We start from the raw sequence: 18,706 nt of genomic DNA, 5'->3' as shown, positions 1-18,706 counted from the left end.
ATTTCCGCTAGCCTGTCAGGATAGCGCGGCTCACGCGCATCAGGAATGCCCCGTCGTCAATCTCCAGGCCGACATCCTTGTTCTTCATGTCGATGGACAGGAATGAATGACCATGGACAAAAGCCCACAGGATATAGGCGCAGTTCAGAACGTCGGGATGATCTATCGGCTGGTGCCGCGATGCGGCGACCTGGTCGATCACCACGCCAAAGCAATTGTCGCCTTTTTCCTGCAAGTCAGGGGCGTTTTCATGCCCTTCGGTCAGGCCGAACACCAGCCGGAACACGCCCGGCTGTGCCCTTGCGAATGCCACATAGGCCTGACCGATCGCCGCCACAGCCTCGAGCGAGCCTGCGGGATGATGTTCGGCTGCCTGCGCCATTGCGGCATGGAGCCTGTCCATCGCCTCGCCCGCGACGCCGCGCAGGATTTCGTCGCGATCCTTGAAATGTTTGTAAGGCGCGGCTGAACTGACACCGGCGCGCCGTGCGGCTTCGGCAACGGAAAAACCGTCGGGTCCATGCGTTTCGACCAGATCGCGCACGGCAGCGATCAGTTGCGCGCGCAGGTCGCCGTGATGATAGGCGGCCCTAGGCGGCACGCCTGCACCGGTCGTCGCGGCGGATCGTGCGTCATCGGTCATGCGGATGGGCCTTTCTGCAATGTGGCGCAGGGGAGTGAAAAAGTTAGCATTACTTACATCTGGGTGCAACACGCCTCAAGCTGACCATCGCCGATTCCGGCTGCGTTGAAAACCTCTTGCCAAAGTGAGTGATTCTCACATATGTAAGTGATGCTAACTTATGAGAGCCGCGCCATGCCCCGATCTTCGACGTTTTCCTTGCGCCGTGTTGTGACGCTGGCCCTGACGCTTGTGATCTTCGGTGGGGCGGGTGCAACTGTCTATGCGGGCTTTGCGCTGATTTCGGCGCAGGGCGATGCCGGTGCTGTGTCGGTTGCACCGCCGACCATCGTGGGTGCCCTGCAGGTCGAGATCGCCGACAGCTATACCGTCACCCGCAGGTTCACCGGCCAGATCGAGGCCGCCGCGCAGATCAATCTGGGGTTCGAGCTGGGCGGACGCGTCACCGAGATGCGTGTCGAAGAAGGCGACGTCGTGCCACAAGGTGCCGTTCTCGCGCGTCTCGACACCAGCGCGCTGGCCCCGCAACGCGCGGCGCTGGAGGCCGAGCTTGCCGCCCTTGCCGCCGATGCAGAATTGGCCCGCCTGACGCTGGCGCGCAACGATGCGCTGACCGAACGCGGTTTCCGGTCGGTGGCGGCGCAGGACGATGCCCGACTTGCCCTGACCCGCGCCGAGGCCGGCATGGCCGCAACACGCGCGCGGATTGCGGGGGTTGATGTGCAGATCGACAAATCCGTGCTGACAGCCCCTTTCGCCGCCCGCATCGGGGCGCGTCTGGCCGATCCGGGGCAGACCGTGGCGGCGGGACAGACAGCCCTTGTGCTGTATGATGCCGCCCCCGCACGGGCGCGCGTGGGTCTGCCGCCCGACCTTGCTGCAGGCTTGCAGACCGGCGACAGCGTCACGGTCGAGATTGGTGGCAGCCCGCATGCCACGATCATCCGCCAGATCCGCCCCGATCTCGACCCCGGCACCCGCAGCCGGTCTGTCGTGCTTGATCTGCCTGCCGAACTTGACCCCGTGATGGGCGACACCCTGTCGCTGGTCCTGTCAGAGGTCGTGCCGGAACCGGGGTTCTGGGCCCCCCTGTCCGCCCTGCGCGAAGGCGTGCGCGGCAGCTGGTCTGTTATGGCGCTGGAAACGACGCCGGACGGTGACCGCACCCTGCCTGCCGCGGTCGAGGTGATCCACAGCGATGGTGCGCAGGTCTATCTGCGCGGCCAGCTGCCCGCCGGCGCACGGATCGTGGCGCAAGCGCCTGATCGCATCGCCCCCGGCCAGATCGTTCAGCTTGCCGCCATCCCGCAGGAGTGACCGTCATGGATACCTTGTTCTTTCGCCAGCCCCGCCTTGTGTTGCTGGCCCTTCTGGTGATCCTGTCGGCGGGCGCGTCGTCGCTGGTGTCCATCGGGCGGCAGGAAGACCCGACCATCACCAATATCTTCGCCACGATCACCACCGTCTTTCCCGGTGCCGACCCCGCGCGGGTCGAGGCGCTGGTCACCGCCAAGATCGAAACCGAACTGCGCACGATCCCCGAAATCGCCGAGGTCGCCTCGACCTCGGGCACGGGCGTGTCGGTGATCGCGGTCGAACTGGTGGAAACCATCGACCCCGCGATGATCGAACAGATCTGGGCGCAGGTCCGCGATGCTGTCACCGATGCGCAACGCGACTTTCCGGCAGGTGTGCAAGAACCTGCGTTCAACAGTGACAATGCGGGCGGCTATGCCGCGATCTTTGCGCTGAGCATGCCCGACGGCTTCAGCCCGACCCGCGCCGCGCGCGAGGCCGAAGCGCTGGCGGATGCTCTGCGCCGTGTGGCGGGCACGTCGCTTGTCGATCTGCACGGCCTGCCCGAGGAAGAAGTGCTGGTCACGCTGTCCCCTGACCGGATTGCCGCCTTTGGCATGACGGCGGATCAGGTATCCGCCGCGATCCGTGCCGCCGATGCCAAGGTGCAGGCGGGCCGCTTGCGCGGCGAGGCGACCGATCTGGTGCTGGGCATCACCGGCGAGATCACGTCGCTGGACCGTCTGCGCGCGGTCGTGCTGCGCGAGGATGCCCAAGGCGGCGTGACCCTGCTGGGCGATGTGGCCAGCATCACGCGCGGCCCGCGCGCGCCCGTGGCCGAGGCGGCGTTCTTTCAGGGGCGTCCTGCGATCCTTGTCTCTGCTAGGCTGGCCGACGGGTTGCAGGTGGACCGCTGGATGGCGGGCATCCGCGACAGTGTGACCGCACAGGCGGAAAGCCTGCCCTGGGGTCTGGCGATCGAAACAGTGTTCGACCAAAGCGGCTATACCACCGACCGGCTGGCAGAAGTGGGGCTGAACATGGCCGTCGGCGTGGCCTTGGTCGTGGCGGTGCTTTTTGTCACCTTGGGCGTGCGTTCCGCCTTGATCGTCGCGATGGTCCTGCCTGTGGTCACGCTGGCCTCGGTTGCAACGCTGAACGCGCTGGCCGTGCCGATCCACCAGATGAGCGTGACGGGATTGATCGTGGCGCTTGGCCTGCTGGTCGATGCCGCCATCGTCATGACCGACGAGGTCGGCAAACGCCTGCGCGCGGGGCTGTCGCGGCTGGAGGCCGTCGCAGGATCGGTGCGGCGGCTGACGATGCCGCTGGCGGCCTCGACCGTCACGACGATCCTGTCGTTCATGCCGCTGTTGCTGTTGCCGGGGCCTGCGGGGGATTTCGTCGGGTCCATCGCGATTGCCGTGATCGTGATGCTGGGCTGGTCCTTTGTCGTCGCCGTCACGATCACACCTGCAATCGCAGGGTACTGGCTGATCCCGGGCGATGGCGCGCCTGTGCGTGAAGGGCTGTTGATGCGCGGGTTTCGCGCGACACTTGCCCTGTCGATGGCCAATCCGTGGCGCACGGTCGCGCTCTCGCTGATCCTGCCGGTGCTGGGCTTTCTGTCACTGCCCGGCCTGACCCCGCAGTTCTTTCCGGGGGTCGAGCGTGACCAGTTCCACATCGAGGTCGACCTGCCCCCCGGCACCGGCATCGACGAAACCCTGCGCGTCGTGCGCGCGGTCGATGCGGTGCTGGCCGCCGAAGAGGACATCCTTGACGTCGCATGGGTCGTGGGCCGGTCCGCGCCTGCGTTCTATTACAACATGGTCGGTGGCCGCGATCAGGCCCCCGCCTTTGCCGAGGCGCTGATCCGCACCGCATCGCCCGATGCAACGGCGCGGCTGCTTTTGCATCTGCAAACCGACCTGCCGCCGCAATTCCTGCAGGCGCGGTTCGTCATCCGTGGCCTGACCCAAGGGCCACCGGTGAATGCACCCGTGGAACTGCGCCTTGTCGGGCAGGATATCGACGTGCTGCGCGCCGTGGGTGACGATCTTCGCGCGCGGTTGGCGACTGTATCGTCGGTGGCGATGGTCCGAACCGGCGTGGCGGGCGGCACGCCCAAACTGACGCTGGACGTGGACGAGGCGCGCGCACGGCTCTTGGGCCTCGACCTTGGCCAGATCGCCCGCCAGATGGAGGCGGGGCTGGAAGGTGTGACCGGCGGATCGCTGCTTGAAGGGACCGAAGAACTGCCGGTCCGTGTCCGTCTTGGCGCGGGCCTGCGCAGTGATCCCGTGGCCATCGGCGATATGCCGATCCTGCCGCCCGGTGCGGCCCAGATCGCGGCAACAGGCCAGTTTCCCGCCGTGCCACTCTCCACGCTGGGTGCCTTGCGGATGGAGCCGTCTGAAAGCACGATCACCCGCCGCAATGGCGAACGGATCAACAATGTGCAGGCCTTTCTGATGCCGGGTGTCCTGCCCGCCGTCGCGCTGGCCGAGGCGATGGCGCTGCTGGAGGCGGGCGATTTCACCCTGCCACAGGGCGTCAGACTTGAAACGGGCGGCGATTCCGATGCGCGCGACAGCACGGTGCAGGCCTTGGTCGCACCTTTGGGGCTGATCATCACCCTGTCCATCGCTGTCGTCGTGATGACCTTCAATTCCTTCCGTCTGACGCTGATCGCCTTTGGCGTGGCGGGGCTGTCGGCGGGGCTGTCGATGCTGGCGCTGGCGGTCTTCAACTATCCGTTCGGGATCACTGCGATTATCGGGGTGATCGGGTCCATCGGCGTGTCGATCAATGCGGCGCTGATCGTTCTTTCGGGGCTGCAAGAGGATGCAGACGCCCGTGCCGGTGACCGCGCCGCGATGGTGAATGTCGTCGCTGGATCGGCGCGGCATATCACCTCGACCACGATCACCACGGTTGGGGGTTTTTTGCCCCTGATCCTTGGGGGTGGTGGGTTCTGGCCGCCTTTCGCGATGTCGGTCGCAGGGGGCGTGGCCTTGTCCGTGACGCTGGCCTTTGCCTTTACGCCGCAGATGTTCGCCCTGACCCTGTCACGTAGCAAGCGGGTGGATGAGGCCAATAAAGATACGAAAACAGGCATTCTGGCCGCCTGAGATCAAAACCAAGGGAAGATTTCCATGACCGCATCACAGACAAGTCCCCTTGCCCGCCGCTTTGGCCCTACTGCACTGGTCACGGGGGCCAGTGACGGGATCGGGCGCGCCTTTGCCGTGGCTTTGGCGGAACAGGGGTTCGATCTGGTGCTTGTCGCGCGGCGCGAGGATATCTTGCGAGACATCGCCGCTGATCTTTCGTCGCGGTTCAGCGTGGATGTTCAGGTGATCGCGGCGGACCTGTCCGACCCCGCTGCCATACCTGCGCTGCTGGCACAGACGGAATACTCCCCAATCGGGCTGGTCATTGCCGCGGCGGGCTTCGGGTCGGTGGGACCGTTCCTGAACCTTGACCCCGCGACCGAGGCGAACATGGTCGATCTGAACTGCCGGTCGGTCGTGGCCCTTTGCCACGGTTTCGGGCAGCGTCTGGCGCAGCAGGGGCGCGGCGGGATCGTGCTGTTCAGCTCGCTTGTGGGCTTCAGCGGTGCGCCCTATTCCGCAACCTATGCCGCGACCAAAGGCTTTGTGCAAAGCTTCGCCGAAGGTCTTGCGCCGGAACTGCGCGCGCGCGGTGTCAGCGTGCTGTCGGTCGCTCCCGGCCCTGTCGGCACCGGCTTTGCCGCGCGGGCAGGCATGCAGATGGGGCAGGCCGCAACGCCGCAAACCGTGGCCCGCAGCGCGCTGGCCGCCTTGGGCAAGCGCGGTACAGTGCGCCCAGGGTTTCTGGCAAAGCTGCTGGGATGGTCGCTGGCGATGCTGCCACGTGCGGGCCGTGCGCGGGTGCTGGGCGGCATCATGCAAGGCATGGCCGGCACACGCCCGTCGCGGTGAGTTGATGACGCGCGGGGCAATCCGCGTTGTGGTCGGGTCCGACAATGCTTAGGTCGGACCTATGCAGATGTTCCGCAGCTTTCTGATCTATTGCCTGATTGTCGTCACCCTGCCCTTGGGCGCGTTGGCACAAGCGGCGTCGCCGCAGCCGTTGTTCATCGCGACCCCCGCCAGCAGTGAAGTTACCGGAGCGTCGGACGCGGCTGTCCATGTTGCGGCCAAGCAAAAAAAGTGCCGGATCGCGATCTTGACCGGTACGCCGTGTTTTGCAGCAATCATGGTGCAAGGGGTCGCCGCGATCAGCGGCAACCTGCACGAGCGTGATGCGTCGTTTTTTGCAGCCATCACCTTGCCCAAAGGAGTGACGACAGGCAGCCATCTGGACCCGCCGCGTCGGGGCTGATCTTAGCCGCCGCGCAAATGCGTGGCGATCCTGAACATCAGCCACCAAGGACCAGATACATGTTGAAACGACGCAGCTTTCTTGCCGGAGGCTCTGCCTTGGCGCTGTCCGCCTGCGGCCTGCCCGCGCGGGACACCGCACCGCCGCAAGCCCCCGTCATCCTGCCCGAAACCCCCGTGATGCCGCTTTTGCCCGCGCATTACGGCGCAATCACGGATGAACCTTTCCCGATCCCCGCCGTCCCCGAAAACGTCGTGCCGCCGCATCTGTGGCGGCAAGAGGTTGACAACCCCTTTCCGAACGATGCGCCCGGCACGATCATCGTTGATCCCGATGCGGGCTTTCTGCATCTGGTAGGCCGCAACGGTCGCGCAATGCGCTACGGCGCAGGCACCGGTGCGGATGCCTTTGCATGGAGCGGGGACGCCCGCCTGCAATTCTGCCGCAGTTGGCCACGCTGGCGTGCCCCTGATTCCATGGTGGCCCGTCAGCCGGAACTGGAACCCTATTCCGTCGCGAATGGCGGGATGGCACCGGGACCGGGTAACCCCTTGGGTGCGCGCGCGCTTTATCTGTTCCAGAATGGCGAGGACACGCTCTACCGCATTCATGGCGCGTGCGAGCCGGAATATCTGGGGCAGGCGGTCTCGTCAGGCTGTGTGCGGCTATTGGATCATGATATCATCGACCTGCACGAACGGGTGCAGCACGGCACGACGATCAGGGTCTTGCCATCGCTGGCGCCGACGACGTTTGCGGCTGTTTATTGAGGATGGGGTGACCTAGTCCGCCTGTTGGGTGGCCGGATCGTCGTCCTCTAAGTCGAACCGGCCAGCCATCTCTTGCGAGATGACACCCGAATGCAATGCCAGCAGGATCAGCTTTTCATCAAGAGGCGCCTCGCCTGCGATCGCGGCCTCGATACGCTGATCGGTGCGGTCGGCGGCGTCAACGCCGTTGGCGGCCACGAATTGCGCATGCTCCAGCACGCAGTAAGACAACAGCAGCGCGGCATCGGCCGTCGCCGTTGCGCGGTCCGTCGCACCACCATGTTTGCGGTGCAGTTGCAGGATCGTCAGCTTGACAGGTTCGGGGATCAACAGCGGATGCAGGCCCGCTGCCTTGAGCGCCTCGTCAAGGGCCGTCAGTTCCGAGGACCGGCCGAACATATCGAAAAATCTGAGCATGTCGCATCCTAACAGGTTGCGCACGGCGCTGCACGAAGTTTGCGTGTTTCTTGACGCGCGTAGCTTATGGGTTTCGCAGCGGCATGTTTGCGGTATGCTAAGCGGAAAGAACTGCGTGACGGGGCCGGATGACCAAGATCAGAAACATGGAGGAATTCGCCCGCCTGTCGGGGATTTCCCGCCCGACCGTATCGAAATACTTCAACGACCCCTCCAGCGTGCGCCCGAAAACGCGCGAAAAGATCGAAAAGGCGCTGGGCGAATTCGACTATCGCCCGAACATCTTTGCGATCAACCAGAACCGCAAACAGACCCGCAATGTCGGGGTGGTTGTACCGTATCTGGCCGACCCGTTCTTTGCGGAAATCGCGCGCAATATCGAACAGCGCTGCATCGACGCGGGGTTCTGGCCGATCCTGTTCAGTGCGCATGGCGACCAGAAGCTGGAAAATGATATCCTCGACAGCCTGCGGTCACTGAAACCCGCTGGCGTGCTGCTGGCCCCCTTGGGGCGCAGGTCCGACAAGGCCGAGATCGAAAGGTTCTGCAAGGACGTGCCGACCGTCCTGTTCGACAGCAATATCGAAGGGGTGGGGCAGGCGTTCATCGGGTCCGACAACGCCCATTTCGTCGAACAGATCGTGCAATACCTGTGCCGCACCGGCGCGCCGCCCTGTTTTTTCGAAATGGACCCCGTCAACCCCAACGCCAACAAGCGCCGCAATGCCTATCTGCAGGTGATGGAGCGACTGGGCCACACACCGCAGGTGCTGCGCGTGGCGGGAACGGGCTGGGAATTCGAACGCATTGCCTATGAAGGGGCGCTGCAAATCCTTGATGCGGGCCAGAACGAATCGAACACTGTGCTGTGCAGCAACGACCGTCTGGCGATCGGGTTTCTGTCGGCCTGCTATGCGCGAGGCCTGCGTGTCGGGTTCGACGAAGGGTCGGCGATGCGCGTTGCAGGCATCGACGACCATCCGTTTTCGCGCTTTACCTGTCCGCCGCTGACCACCGTCGCGCAGGATTACGAAGCCGTGTCAAAGCGCGCCACGCAAACACTTTTCCGGATGATCGAAGGCGAGACACCCGCGCCTGACAGGCTTGAAATCCTGTTCGAGGGCAAGCTCGTGATGCGCGCATCAGCGTAAAAGTTTACGCGCGCAAAATTATGATTGACGTCGCGTGACTATTTATCCTAGCCTGCGCCCATCATCTATTGATCCTAGGGAGGAGTTCGGATGTCTATCAAAACGTCACTCGGTCTGGCGAGTGCGCTGGCCATTGCTGCCGCTTCGGCAAGCTTTGCGCAGTCGCCGTCAGGGACCGTCACTATCGCGACCGTGAACAACGGCGACATGATCCGCATGCAGGGCCTGACTGCGGATTTTAACGCAAAATACCCAGACATCACGCTGGAATGGGTCACGCTGGAAGAAAACGTGCTGCGCCAGCGCGTCACGCAGGACGTGGCCACCAACGGCGGCCAGTTCGACGTCATGACCATCGGCACTTATGAGGTTCCGATCTGGGGTGCGAATGGCTGGCTTGTCGCGCTTGATGATCTGCCCGCCGAATGGAATGCGGACGATCTGCTGCCTGCGATCCGTGACGGTCTGACCGTGGATGGTGCGCTTTATGCAGCACCTTTCTACGGCGAAAGCTCCATGGTGATGTATCGCACCGACCTGATGGAAGCCGCCGGTTTGGAAATGCCCGACGCGCCGACATGGGACTTCATCCGCGAAGCCGCCGCTGCAATGACCGAAGGCGATGTCTACGGCATCTGTCTGCGCGGCAAGGCGGGCTGGGGCGAGAACATGGCCTTCCTGACCGCGATGTCCAACAGCTTTGGCGCGCGCTGGTTCGACATGGACTGGAACGCCCAGTTCGACAGCCCTGAATGGGCGGAAACGCTGACCTTCTACAACGATCTGATGACCAACTACGGTCCTCCGGGTGCGGCGAACAACGGGTTCAACGAAAACCTGACGCTGTTCCAGCAAGGGCGTTGCGGCATGTGGATCGACGCGACGGTCGCGGCCAGTTTCGTGACCAACCCCACCGATTCCACCGTGGCTGACTCTGTCGGTTTCGCGCTGGCACCGGACAATGGCTTGGGCCGTCGTGGCAACTGGCTCTGGGCATGGTCGCTGGCTGTTCCCGCCGGATCGCAATCGACTGACGCTGCAAAAGCGTTCATCGCTTGGGCCACCAGCAGCGACTATACCGCGCTGGTCGCTGAAAACGAAGGTTGGGCCAACGTCCCGCCGGGCACACGCACATCGCTTTACGAAAACGCGGACTATCTGGCGGCAGCCCCCTTTGCCGAGATGACGTTGCAGTCGATCAATTCGGCTGACCCGACATCGCCCAGCGTGCAAGACGTGCCCTACACAGGTGTGCAATTCGTGGCGATCCCCGAATTCGCAGGGATTGCGTCCGAAGTCGGACAAGAGTTCGCCAATATGCTGGCTGGCCAGCAGACCGTCGAACAGGCATTGGCCCGTGCGCAGGCACTGACCACCGATGCCATGGAAGCGGCAGGCTACTAAGCTTTTCTCCCCCTGCCAGAGGGGTCGCTTCGGCACCCCTCTGGTTTTTTCCCACCGTCATGCAAAAGGGTCAGAGCCATGTCGACCAAGGCTTCTCGCAGTGCTGCACGCCTGATGCTGGCACCCGCCGTTATCCTGCTTCTGGGCTGGATGCTGGTGCCGCTGACCATGACGGTCATCTTTTCCTTCCAGCGCTATCTGCCCATGCGGGGCGGTTTTCAGGGCTGGGTCTGGTTTGACAATTACCGCAGCTTTGTGACCTCCAGCGCGTTCTGGCCATCGGTGGTGACCACACTGGTCATCGTCGGGTCGGTGCTGGTGATCACTGTCCTGCTTGGCATCGTGCTGGCCATTCTGCTGGACCAGCCGATGTGGGGGCAGGGGATCGTGCGGATCTTGGTGATCGCACCGTTTTTCGTGATGCCAACCGTATCGGCGCTGGTCTGGAAGAACATGTTCATGGACCCGGTGAACGGGCTGTTCTCGCATCTGTCGCGCTTCTTGGGGGCCGATCCGATCCTGTGGCTGTCCGAGGCCTCGATGCCTTCGATCATTCTGATCGTGTCATGGCAGTGGCTGCCTTTCGCCACGCTGATCCTACTGACCGCGATCCAGTCGCTGGACAGCGAACAACAGGAAGCCGCCGAAATGGATGGCGCAGGGCCGTTCAGCCGCTTTTTCTTTATCACCCTGCCGCATCTGTCGCGCGCGATCACCATCGTGATCCTGATCCAGACGATCTTTCTGCTGGCGATCTTTGCGGAAATCTTTGTCACCACCCAAGGGGCCTTCGGCACCCGCACGCTGACCTATCTGATCTATCAGCGCGTGCTGGAAAGCCAGAACGTGGGCCTTGGGTCTGCGGGCGGGGTCTATGCGATCATCCTCGCCAATATCGTCGCGCTGTTCCTGATGCGCATCGTCGGCAAGAATCTGGACCGGTAGGGAATAGTCATGGCACGCACCGTCACCACCACCCGCAAATCGGTCAATACCATCCTGGCATGGTCCATCGGATTGCTGATCTTCTTCCCGATCCTCTGGACCGTTCTGACCAGTTTCAAGACCGAAGCGCAGGCCGTATCCGACCCGCCGGTCTGGTTCTTTTTCGACTGGACGCTGGATAACTACCGCACCGTGCTGGACCGGTCCGACTACAGCCGCTTCTTGTGGAACTCGATCTTTATCGCCGGTGGATCGACCGTTCTGGGTCTGATCATCGCAGTGCCAGCGGCCTGGTCGATGGCCTTTGTGCCATCCAACCGGACCAAGGATATCCTGCTGTGGATGCTGTCCACCAAGATGCTGCCCGCGGTTGGTGTGATTTATCCGATTTACCTGATCTTCATCAAAATGGGCCTGCTCGATACCCGCACGGGGCTGGTCGTGATCCTGATGCTGATCAACCTGCCGATCATCATCTGGATGCTATACACCTATTTCAAGGAAATCCCCGGCGAAATTCTGGAGGCCGCCCGCATGGACGGCGCGGGCCTGCGCGCGGAAATCACCTATGTGCTGCTGCCGATGGCGCTGCCCGGCATCGCATCCACCGCCTTGCTGAACCTGATCCTTGCGTGGAACGAGGCGTTCTGGACCCTCAACCTGACCGCCGCGAAAGCAGCACCTTTGACAGCCTTCATCGCCAGCTATTCCAGCCCCGAAGGGTTGTTCTACGCCAAACTCTCTGCCGCCTCGACGATGGCGATTGCGCCGATCCTGATCCTTGGCTGGTTCAGCCAGAAACAACTTGTGCGCGGCCTGACCTTCGGCGCGGTGAAATAAGGAGCCTACCCATGGGACGCATCGTTCTGAAAGACGTGACCAAAGCCTTTGGCGAAGTCACCGTCATCCCGCCCCTGAACCTGACCATCGAGGATGGTGAGTTCACCGTGTTCGTCGGCCCTTCGGGATGCGGGAAATCCACGCTGCTGCGCCTGATCGCAGGGCTGGAGGATGTGACCTCCGGCCGGATCGAGATTGACGGGGTCGAGGCGACAGCCGCGCCGCCGTCCAAGCGCGGGCTGGCGATGGTGTTCCAATCCTACGCGCTTTATCCGCATATGACCGTGCGCAAGAACATCGCCTTTCCGTTGCGCATGGCGGGCATGGACAAGGCCGAACAGGACCGGCGCGTAGCACAGGCCGCATCGGTGCTGAACCTGACCGATTATCTGGACCGCCGTCCGGGGCAATTATCGGGCGGGCAGCGCCAGCGCGTCGCAATCGGCCGCGCCATCGTGCGCGAACCGTCCGCGTTCTTGTTCGACGAACCCCTGTCCAACCTTGATGCCGCCCTGCGCGTCGGCATGCGGCTCGAGATCAGCGAACTGCATACACGGCTGAAAACCACGATGGTCTATGTCACCCATGATCAGGTCGAGGCGATGACCATGGCCGACAAGATCGTGGTGCTGCGCGCTGGCCATATCGAACAGGTGGGGGCGCCGCTGGACCTCTACCGTGCGCCGCGCAACCTGTTCGTGGCGGGTTTCATCGGATCGCCGCGGATGAATTTCATCGCAGGCGCCGAGGCTGCCAAGCACAATGCCCACACCATCGGCATCCGCCCCGAACATATCGCCGTGTCGGCAGATGCGGGGGAATGGTCCGGTGTGGTCGGCGTGTCCGAACATCTGGGGTCGGATACATTCTTTCACGTCCACCAGACCGGATTGGCCGATGTGATCACCGTGCGCGCCGATGGCGAGGTCGGTTTCCGCCACGGCGACCGCATTCACCTGACACCGCGCGCCGATGTCATCCACCGCTTTGAAGAAACAGGGTTGCGCATCGCATGACACGACTGACAGGAAAAACCGCGCTGATCACGGGCGCCGCCCGCGGCATCGGGCTGGCCTTTGCGGAACGCTATATCGCCGAAGGCGCGCAAGTGGCGCTGGCCGATATCGACTTTGATCGTGCAGATGCAGAGGCCGCCCGCCTGGGCGACGCCGCCTTTGCCGTGCAGATGGACATAACCGATCAGGCCAGCATCGACGGCGCGGTTTCCGCGACCGTCGCGCATTTCGGGCAGATCGACATCCTGATTAACAATGCCGCAATATTTACTGCAGCGCCTATTGCAGAGATTCAAAGAGACGATTTTACACGCTGCTTTGATATCAACGTGGCGGGCACCCTGTTCACCATGCAGGCCGTCGCGCGCCACATGATCGCGCGCGGGCAAGGCGGCAAGATCATCAACATGGCGTCCCAAGCAGGGCGACGGGGCGAGGCGCTGGTCGCTGTCTATTGCGCGACCAAGGCCGCTGTCATCAGCCTGACCCAATCGGCAGGGCTGAACCTGATCGCGCATGGCATCAACGTCAACGCCATCGCCCCCGGTGTTGTCGATGGCGAACATTGGGACGGGGTGGATGCGTTTTTCGCCAAATACGAAAACAAGGCACCGGGCCAGAAGAAACGCGAAGTCGGTGCCGCTGTCCCGTTTGGACGCATGGGCACCGCGCAGGACCTGACCGGCATGGCGGTTTTCCTTGCCTCATCCGAGTCCGATTACGTCGTCGCCCAGACCTACAACGTGGACGGTGGCCAATGGATGAGCTGACAAAGCTGTCACTGGCGACCTTGGGCGCCTTGCCCTCTGGCGTTCAGGTCCCGACCTATGCGCGCGCCGACCTGTCGCCGGGGATCGTGCATATCGGGCTGGGGAATTTCCACCGTGCGCATCAGGCATGGTATACGCACCGGCTGATGCAAATGGGCCTTGCGCGGGATTGGGCGATCATTGGCGCGGGTGTGCGCGCCGGAGACGCCGCGATGCGCGACAGGCTCTTGACGCAGGGCTGCCTGACGACGCTGATCGAACTCGACCCTTCCGGCAAATCGGCCGAGGTGACGGGGGCGATGGTCGATTTCCTGCCTGTGCAGGCCGACAACGCCGCCCTGATCGCACGGATGGCGCAGCCCGATATCCGCATCGTGTCGCTGACCGTGACCGAAGGCGGCTATTACATCGACGCGGCGACCGGCGGGCTGGACACCACCCACCCCGACATCCGGCATGACGCCACCCACCCGCAAACCCCGCGCACGGCATTCGGCGCAATGGTCGCGGCCCTCGCGCAGCGGCGCGCGCAGGGGATTGGCCCGTTCACCGGCCTGTGCTGCGACAACCTGCAAGGCAATGGCGCGATCCTGCGCCAGACGGTCGTCGGGCTCGCGCGCCTGTCCGACCCCGCCTTGGCCGACTGGATCGACGCCAGATGCAGTTTCCCCAATTCCATGGTCGATTGCATCGTACCCGCCACCGGCCCGCATGAGGTGGCGCTGGCGCAGTCCTTTGGCATCAACGACACCGCGCCCGTCACGCATGAAAACTTTCGCCAATGGGTGATCGAGGATGATTTCTGCGCGGGCCGCCCCGACTGGGACCGCGCGGGCGCGACCTTTGCCGCGGATGTCCATGCGCATGAGACGATGAAGATCCGCATCCTGAATGGCGGTCATCAGGTGATCTGCGGGGCGGGTGAACTGCTGGGCCTTGGCACCATTGCCGCGACGATGGCGCATCCCGGCATCCGCGCGCTGTTCCACCGCATCGCGGAGCAAGAGATCGCGCCGCATGTCGCCCCTGTTCCCGGTCAGACGCCCGCCGCCTATATCGACCTGATCGCGCGCCGTTTCGCCAACCCCGAAATCGCCGATACCACACGCCGCGTCGCCTTTGACGGGTCCAGCCGCCATGCCGGTTTCATCGTGCCGTCGATCCGCGACGGTCTGGCGCGCGGCACACCGGTTGCGGGGCTGGCGCTCGTCTCGGCGATCTGGGCGCGCTATTGCCTTGGCCGGACGGAGGATGGCGCGGTCATCGCACCGAACGATCCCGCATGGCCCGCCTTGCAGGCCGCAGCAGAAGCCGCGCAAGCCCGCTCGCTGGCATGGCTGGAACAGCGCAGGATCTATGGCGATCTGAAAGACGCCCAGCGCTTTGTGGCAGCGTTTGAAGAGGCTTATGCGCGGTTAAAAAGAGACGGCCTCGCAGCAACCATTGCGGCCTATGCCGATGAGGTCGCACATCAGACGTGACCGGATCGCACAGGTGATGCGTCAGGTCTGACAGAAAGACTTGATCGAAACACCGCTTGCCCGCAGGATTGCGCCTGTGACGTGATCTCGCAAAGGCAGGGCTGGTTCATGATGCTGCGCTTGACCTTATCCGTTCTCTGCGCGCTGGCGGTGCCACTGCCCGCCGCCGCGCAAGGCGATCTGACGCTTGTCATCGAACCCTATGTGGGATCGGAAGAACGTGTCCCCGACCGCGTGTTCGAGGAATTCGGCCGTACGGACCGGATCACCGGATTCATGGATCGCAAGGTTCTGTCGGAAACCTTTGAAGGCCGCATTCTTTTGATGCGGTTTCGCAATCCGGCGGATCGGTCGATCCTCGAGATCTTGACCAATTACCAGCAGGCGCTGGAAGAGCGTGGCTTTACCCTTGGCTGGCAATGCGAATCCCGCGCTGATTGCGGCCATACCGCAGACGGGGGCTGGGTGCGGCGCAACGGGATGAACCTTGGGGCGGGCGGGCGCGTGTCCTATTTCACCGGACAGATGCCGTTTGACGGTGGCACGGTCTTTGTGTCGGTGGGGGTCGAGCCCAGCAACCATTACGTCCAGATCCTGCAAGCCGACGACATGGACACCGGACAAGTGCGCGTGCTGGATGCGGCGGCGATGGCTGCGTCGCTGGATACCCAAGGGCGCATCGCGATCGAGAACATCTATTTCGATTTCGGCAAGGCCGATCTTTTGCCCACCTCGGACGACGCCATCACCGAGATTGCGCGGCTGCTGACCGACAGGCCGGATGCGGGGCTTTATGTCGTCGGGCATACCGACAGCGTGGGCAGTCTTGACGCCAATCAGGCGCTGTCGCTGGCGCGGGCCAGTGCCGTGGTGCGCGCGCTGGAAACCAGCCACGGGATCGCGCAAGGCCGCGCCGTGCCCGCAGGGGTCGGCCCGCTTGCGCCCGTTGCCAGCAACGCGACCGACGCGGGCCGCGCGCTGAACCGCCGTGTTGAAATCGTCCTGCGCTAGGGCGCGGTCAAAGCCTGCCTGACGCGATGATCCGTTGCAGGAACGCCTTTGTGCGCGGCTCTTGCGGGGCGTTGAACAGGCGGTCGGGCGTGTCCTGTTCAAGGATCACGCCGCCATCCAGAAACGCCACCCTGTCGGCACATTCGCGCGCGAACCCCATTTCATGCGTGACGATCATCATGGTCATGCCTTCGTCTTTCAGGCCACGGATGATCGCCAGCACCTCGCCCACCAGTTCAGGGTCAAGGGCGGCAGTGATTTCATCCAGCAGCAGCACATCGGGACGGGTCATCAGCGCACGGGCGATGGCCACGCGCTGTTGCTGCCCGCCTGACAGCTGTTCGGGATAGGATGCGGCAAAGCCCGCCATGCCGAAGCGCGCCAGCACCTCGCGCCCGCGCTCTTCTGCCTCGGCGCGGGAATGGCCATGCACGCGGCGCGGGGCCAGCGTGATGTTGTCGAGCACATTCATATGCGGAAACAAGTTGTAGGACTGAAACACGATGCCCGCGCGTTTTTGCAGGCCGGTCTTGCCAAAGGCCGGATCATCGACAGGCATACCGTCCAGCCGGATCGTGCCGTAGTCATATTCGACCAGCCGGTTCACGCAGCGCAGCAGGGTGGATTTGCCCGACCCCGAGGCACCGATCAGGCAGACGACCTCGTGCGGGGCGACGCACAGGCTGACGCGGTCCAGCACCAGCTTGTCACCGAAATATTTGGTGACGGTGTCGATGTCGATCATGGGGGTGGTCATCGTCTCATCCGGCGATTTGCAGGCGGCGTTCGCGGTCGCGCCGTGTCAGGTAATCCGCCAGCCGCGCCATGGGGATGGTCGCCAGCAGGAACAGCCCCGCCGCCACGATCAGTGACGAATAGTTGAAGGTCGACGCGGTGTAGATCTGCGCCTCGCGGACCGCATCGCGTACGCCGATGACGGACAAAAGCGCCACGTCCTTTTGTAAGGCGACGACGATGTTCATCAGCGCGGGCACCACGTTGCGCAAAGCTTGCGGCAGGATCGCATAGCGCAGCGTCTGCCATTCGCTGAGGCCCAGTGACTTGGCGGCGGCGCGCTGGCCTTCATGCACGGCGTCGATGCCCGAGCGGTAGATTTCCGCGACATAAGCCGCATAGCTCAGCACCATCGCGACAGCGCCCCAGAACAGGCCGGAATTGGGCAGGCCCGGCAGGTTCAGCGCGGGGATGCCGAAGCCGAACAGCAGCACCAGCAGCAGCACGGGCACACCGCGGAAAATGTCGATATAGATCACCACCATCAGCCGGAACGGCGCGAACCACGGCGCGCGCAAGCTGCGCACGACCGCCAGCACCAGCGCCCAGACCAGCACACAGGCCAGCACCGTCAGCCAGACCTGCATGTTCACCCAGAACCCTTGCAGCACGCGCGGAAAGGCCGCGATCATGGCGTCGATGTTGAAGAATTGCAGCTTGATCCTTGGCCATTGTTCGGCCGAGGTGACGACCCAAGCCATCAGGCCAAAAACCACAACAACGCTGATCCCGCCGATGGCGGCAGGGATCATCGCTTCTTTCCAGTTGAAACCACGGCGGGGCGGCGGCGGGGGTGGTCCCCGCCGCGCCGGATCGTTGACCGCGCTTGGTTGCGCGGCGACAGAGCTATCCGTCATTCTGCGATGATCGGCAGGTCCGGATCAGCGACCAGATAGGTCGCGATCAGTTCGTCCACGACACCGCGTGCGATGATGGCGCTCAGCGCTTCGTCGACCCAAGGCACCAGCGGGTTGCCGAACTCGAACAAAAGGCCGTGCCCATTGTCATTCTCGTCGGCGGGGACAAGTGCTACGATGCTTGCCTCTGGCACCTGCACGGCGGTCATGAACAGCGCAGTCGGCAAAGCGGCCAGCGTCGCGTCGATCTGGCCTGCCTGCAGCGCCTGGAACACATCGACCTGTTCGTTATAGATCGCGGCATCGGTCACGCCGAGGATGTTGACGAGGTAATCGTTGTCGGTCGTCCCGATCACGGCCCCCCAGCGCAGACCGCGCAGGTCCTCAAAGCTGGTGGCGGTTTCAGCGGCGCTGCCGGGTAGGGCGATGACCGCCTTGTCGGGCTGGAAATAGACCTGGCTGAAGCTGACGATCTCGGACCGTGCTTCGGTCACCGAAATCTGCTGGATGCCGAAATCATAGGGTTTCGCACCGGGCGCAATCGCTTGGTCAAAGGTCTGGCTGACCCAGACGACCTGTTCGGGCGCAAAGCCCAGTTCGGCGGCCAGCGCATAGACCAGCCCGTTTTCGAACCCTTCGCCACCGGCGGGGTCGTTGTTGAGCATCCACGGCGGATAGACCGGATCACCGGTTCCGACTGTCAGGAAACCGGGCGTCGTCAGGCGCGGGTCCATCGGTGTGTTTTCCTGCGCGTGGGACATCAGCGGCAAGGTCGCGACAAGCGCGCCTGCGAACAACGCCAGCGCCCCACGTCGCGCCGCGTCGATCATGTAATCCGTCATGAATGATCCTTTCATCTGTGCCGACATCCCCCGAATGGCGTGCGGTTCCGGCAAATTCGCCTGCTTGCGTGGGATGGTCAAGCACGATGCTGCACGG

At 63.4% G+C, this 18,706-nt stretch carries 18 protein-coding genes; 13 read left to right on the top strand and 5 right to left on the bottom strand.

Features of this window, described 5'->3' with window-relative positions; translation table 11 throughout:
• Positions 1–7: 7 nt before the first annotated feature.
• A complete protein-coding gene (locus tag VCK47_RS09195) occupies positions 8–643 on the bottom strand; it encodes a TetR/AcrR family transcriptional regulator (protein WP_322890796.1) in 636 nt (211 codons plus the stop codon).
• Between the two features lie 174 nt (positions 644–817).
• Between VCK47_RS09195 and VCK47_RS09190 the strand changes: the two genes are divergently transcribed.
• From VCK47_RS09190 to VCK47_RS09170, 5 genes are all read left to right on the top strand, one after another.
• Entirely contained in the window at positions 818–1,960 is a 1,143-nt protein-coding gene (locus VCK47_RS09190; protein ID WP_322890795.1) for an efflux RND transporter periplasmic adaptor subunit, read from the top strand.
• A gap of 5 nt (positions 1,961–1,965) precedes the next feature.
• Positions 1,966–5,073 carry an efflux RND transporter permease subunit gene (locus VCK47_RS09185; RefSeq protein WP_322890794.1) on the top strand — a complete coding sequence of 1,036 codons (3,108 nt, stop codon included), beginning with the start codon at positions 1,966–1,968 and terminating at the stop codon, positions 5,071–5,073.
• Between the two features lie 24 nt (positions 5,074–5,097).
• On the top strand, positions 5,098–5,907 hold the full coding sequence (locus VCK47_RS09180; RefSeq protein WP_322890793.1) for an SDR family oxidoreductase: 810 nt from the start codon (positions 5,098–5,100) through the stop codon (positions 5,905–5,907).
• Positions 5,908–5,968: 61 nt separating this feature from the next.
• Entirely contained in the window at positions 5,969–6,310 is a 342-nt protein-coding gene (locus VCK47_RS09175; protein WP_322892278.1) for a hypothetical protein, read from the top strand.
• 59 nt (positions 6,311–6,369) lie between these two features.
• A complete protein-coding gene (locus VCK47_RS09170) occupies positions 6,370–7,080 on the top strand; it encodes a L,D-transpeptidase (protein WP_322890791.1) in 711 nt (236 codons plus the stop codon).
• Positions 7,081–7,092: 12 nt separating this feature from the next.
• Here VCK47_RS09170 and VCK47_RS09165 read toward each other — a convergent pair whose 3' ends face one another.
• Positions 7,093–7,497 carry a hypothetical protein gene (locus VCK47_RS09165; RefSeq protein ID WP_322890790.1) on the bottom strand — a complete coding sequence of 135 codons (405 nt, stop codon included), beginning with the start codon at positions 7,495–7,497 and terminating at the stop codon, positions 7,093–7,095.
• 128 nt (positions 7,498–7,625) lie between these two features.
• Here VCK47_RS09165 and VCK47_RS09160 point away from each other — a divergent pair, with 128 nt between their 5' ends.
• From VCK47_RS09160 to VCK47_RS09125, 8 genes are all read left to right on the top strand, one after another.
• Entirely contained in the window at positions 7,626–8,648 is a 1,023-nt protein-coding gene (locus tag VCK47_RS09160) for a LacI family DNA-binding transcriptional regulator (protein ID WP_322890789.1), read from the top strand.
• 90 nt (positions 8,649–8,738) lie between these two features.
• Complete coding sequence (locus VCK47_RS09155; protein ID WP_322890788.1) at positions 8,739–10,052, top strand: sugar ABC transporter substrate-binding protein; 1,314 nt, start codon at positions 8,739–8,741, stop codon at positions 10,050–10,052.
• A gap of 78 nt (positions 10,053–10,130) precedes the next feature.
• Positions 10,131–10,997, top strand: a complete 867-nt coding sequence (locus VCK47_RS09150) for a sugar ABC transporter permease (RefSeq protein WP_322890787.1) — start codon at positions 10,131–10,133, stop codon at positions 10,995–10,997.
• Between the two features lie 9 nt (positions 10,998–11,006).
• The gene (locus tag VCK47_RS09145; protein ID WP_322890786.1) at positions 11,007–11,837 is read left to right on the top strand and encodes a carbohydrate ABC transporter permease; all 831 of its coding nucleotides are present in this window, start codon (positions 11,007–11,009) and stop codon (positions 11,835–11,837) included.
• A gap of 11 nt (positions 11,838–11,848) precedes the next feature.
• The gene (locus VCK47_RS09140) at positions 11,849–12,853 is read left to right on the top strand and encodes an ABC transporter ATP-binding protein (RefSeq protein ID WP_322890785.1); all 1,005 of its coding nucleotides are present in this window, start codon (positions 11,849–11,851) and stop codon (positions 12,851–12,853) included.
• Entirely contained in the window at positions 12,850–13,623 is a 774-nt protein-coding gene (locus tag VCK47_RS09135; RefSeq protein ID WP_322890784.1) for an L-iditol 2-dehydrogenase, read from the top strand. Before VCK47_RS09140 ends, VCK47_RS09135 begins: the two co-directional genes overlap by 4 nt.
• Complete coding sequence (locus tag VCK47_RS09130; RefSeq protein ID WP_322890783.1) at positions 13,611–15,104, top strand: mannitol dehydrogenase family protein; 1,494 nt, start codon at positions 13,611–13,613, stop codon at positions 15,102–15,104. Before VCK47_RS09135 ends, VCK47_RS09130 begins: the two co-directional genes overlap by 13 nt.
• Positions 15,105–15,224: 120 nt before the next feature.
• Positions 15,225–16,115 carry an OmpA family protein gene (locus VCK47_RS09125; protein ID WP_322890782.1) on the top strand — a complete coding sequence of 297 codons (891 nt, stop codon included), beginning with the start codon at positions 15,225–15,227 and terminating at the stop codon, positions 16,113–16,115.
• Positions 16,116–16,122: 7 nt separating this feature from the next.
• Here VCK47_RS09125 and VCK47_RS09120 read toward each other — a convergent pair whose 3' ends face one another.
• The 3 genes from VCK47_RS09120 to VCK47_RS09110 are packed head-to-tail and all read right to left on the bottom strand — an operon-like array spanning position 16,123 to position 18,609.
• Positions 16,123–16,872 (bottom strand): amino acid ABC transporter ATP-binding protein, encoded by a 750-nt coding sequence (locus VCK47_RS09120; protein ID WP_322890781.1) that lies wholly within the window; start codon positions 16,870–16,872, stop codon positions 16,123–16,125.
• Positions 16,873–16,876: 4 nt separating this feature from the next.
• Positions 16,877–17,767: an amino acid ABC transporter permease gene (locus tag VCK47_RS09115; RefSeq protein WP_322890780.1), complete on the bottom strand. Its 891-nt coding sequence runs from the start codon at positions 17,765–17,767 to the stop codon at positions 16,877–16,879.
• Positions 17,764–18,609, bottom strand: coding sequence for an ABC transporter substrate-binding protein (locus VCK47_RS09110; RefSeq protein ID WP_322890779.1), 846 nt, complete (start codon positions 18,607–18,609; stop codon positions 17,764–17,766). The genes VCK47_RS09115 and VCK47_RS09110 overlap by 4 nt, the downstream gene beginning before the upstream one ends.
• Positions 18,610–18,706 lie beyond the last annotated feature (97 nt).

This window comes from Yoonia sp. 72 (assembly GCF_034652275.1).
Lineage (GTDB): Bacteria > Pseudomonadota > Alphaproteobacteria > Rhodobacterales > Rhodobacteraceae > Yoonia.
This window is presented reverse-complemented; position numbering and strand designations above follow the sequence as displayed.

What these genes read in the sequence shown, in the direction of transcription:
- VCK47_RS09195 (WP_322890796.1), bottom strand. Translation starts at nt 643, where the DNA reads ATGACCGATGACGCACGATCCGCCGCGACGACCGGTGCAGGCGTGCCG.
- VCK47_RS09190 (WP_322890795.1), top strand. Translation starts at nt 818, where the DNA reads ATGCCCCGATCTTCGACGTTTTCCTTGCGCCGTGTTGTGACGCTGGCC.
- VCK47_RS09185 (WP_322890794.1), top strand. Translation starts at nt 1,966, where the DNA reads ATGGATACCTTGTTCTTTCGCCAGCCCCGCCTTGTGTTGCTGGCCCTT.
- VCK47_RS09180 (WP_322890793.1), top strand. Translation starts at nt 5,098, where the DNA reads ATGACCGCATCACAGACAAGTCCCCTTGCCCGCCGCTTTGGCCCTACT.
- VCK47_RS09175 (WP_322892278.1), top strand. Translation starts at nt 5,969, where the DNA reads ATGCAGATGTTCCGCAGCTTTCTGATCTATTGCCTGATTGTCGTCACC.
- VCK47_RS09170 (WP_322890791.1), top strand. Translation starts at nt 6,370, where the DNA reads ATGTTGAAACGACGCAGCTTTCTTGCCGGAGGCTCTGCCTTGGCGCTG.
- VCK47_RS09165 (WP_322890790.1), bottom strand. Translation starts at nt 7,497, where the DNA reads ATGCTCAGATTTTTCGATATGTTCGGCCGGTCCTCGGAACTGACGGCC.
- VCK47_RS09160 (WP_322890789.1), top strand. Translation starts at nt 7,626, where the DNA reads ATGACCAAGATCAGAAACATGGAGGAATTCGCCCGCCTGTCGGGGATT.
- VCK47_RS09155 (WP_322890788.1), top strand. Translation starts at nt 8,739, where the DNA reads ATGTCTATCAAAACGTCACTCGGTCTGGCGAGTGCGCTGGCCATTGCT.
- VCK47_RS09150 (WP_322890787.1), top strand. Translation starts at nt 10,131, where the DNA reads ATGTCGACCAAGGCTTCTCGCAGTGCTGCACGCCTGATGCTGGCACCC.
- VCK47_RS09145 (WP_322890786.1), top strand. Translation starts at nt 11,007, where the DNA reads ATGGCACGCACCGTCACCACCACCCGCAAATCGGTCAATACCATCCTG.
- VCK47_RS09140 (WP_322890785.1), top strand. Translation starts at nt 11,849, where the DNA reads ATGGGACGCATCGTTCTGAAAGACGTGACCAAAGCCTTTGGCGAAGTC.
- VCK47_RS09135 (WP_322890784.1), top strand. Translation starts at nt 12,850, where the DNA reads ATGACACGACTGACAGGAAAAACCGCGCTGATCACGGGCGCCGCCCGC.
- VCK47_RS09130 (WP_322890783.1), top strand. Translation starts at nt 13,611, where the DNA reads ATGGATGAGCTGACAAAGCTGTCACTGGCGACCTTGGGCGCCTTGCCC.
- VCK47_RS09120 (WP_322890781.1), bottom strand. Translation starts at nt 16,872, where the DNA reads ATGACCACCCCCATGATCGACATCGACACCGTCACCAAATATTTCGGT.
- VCK47_RS09115 (WP_322890780.1), bottom strand. Translation starts at nt 17,767, where the DNA reads ATGACGGATAGCTCTGTCGCCGCGCAACCAAGCGCGGTCAACGATCCG.
- VCK47_RS09110 (WP_322890779.1), bottom strand. Translation starts at nt 18,609, where the DNA reads ATGACGGATTACATGATCGACGCGGCGCGACGTGGGGCGCTGGCGTTG.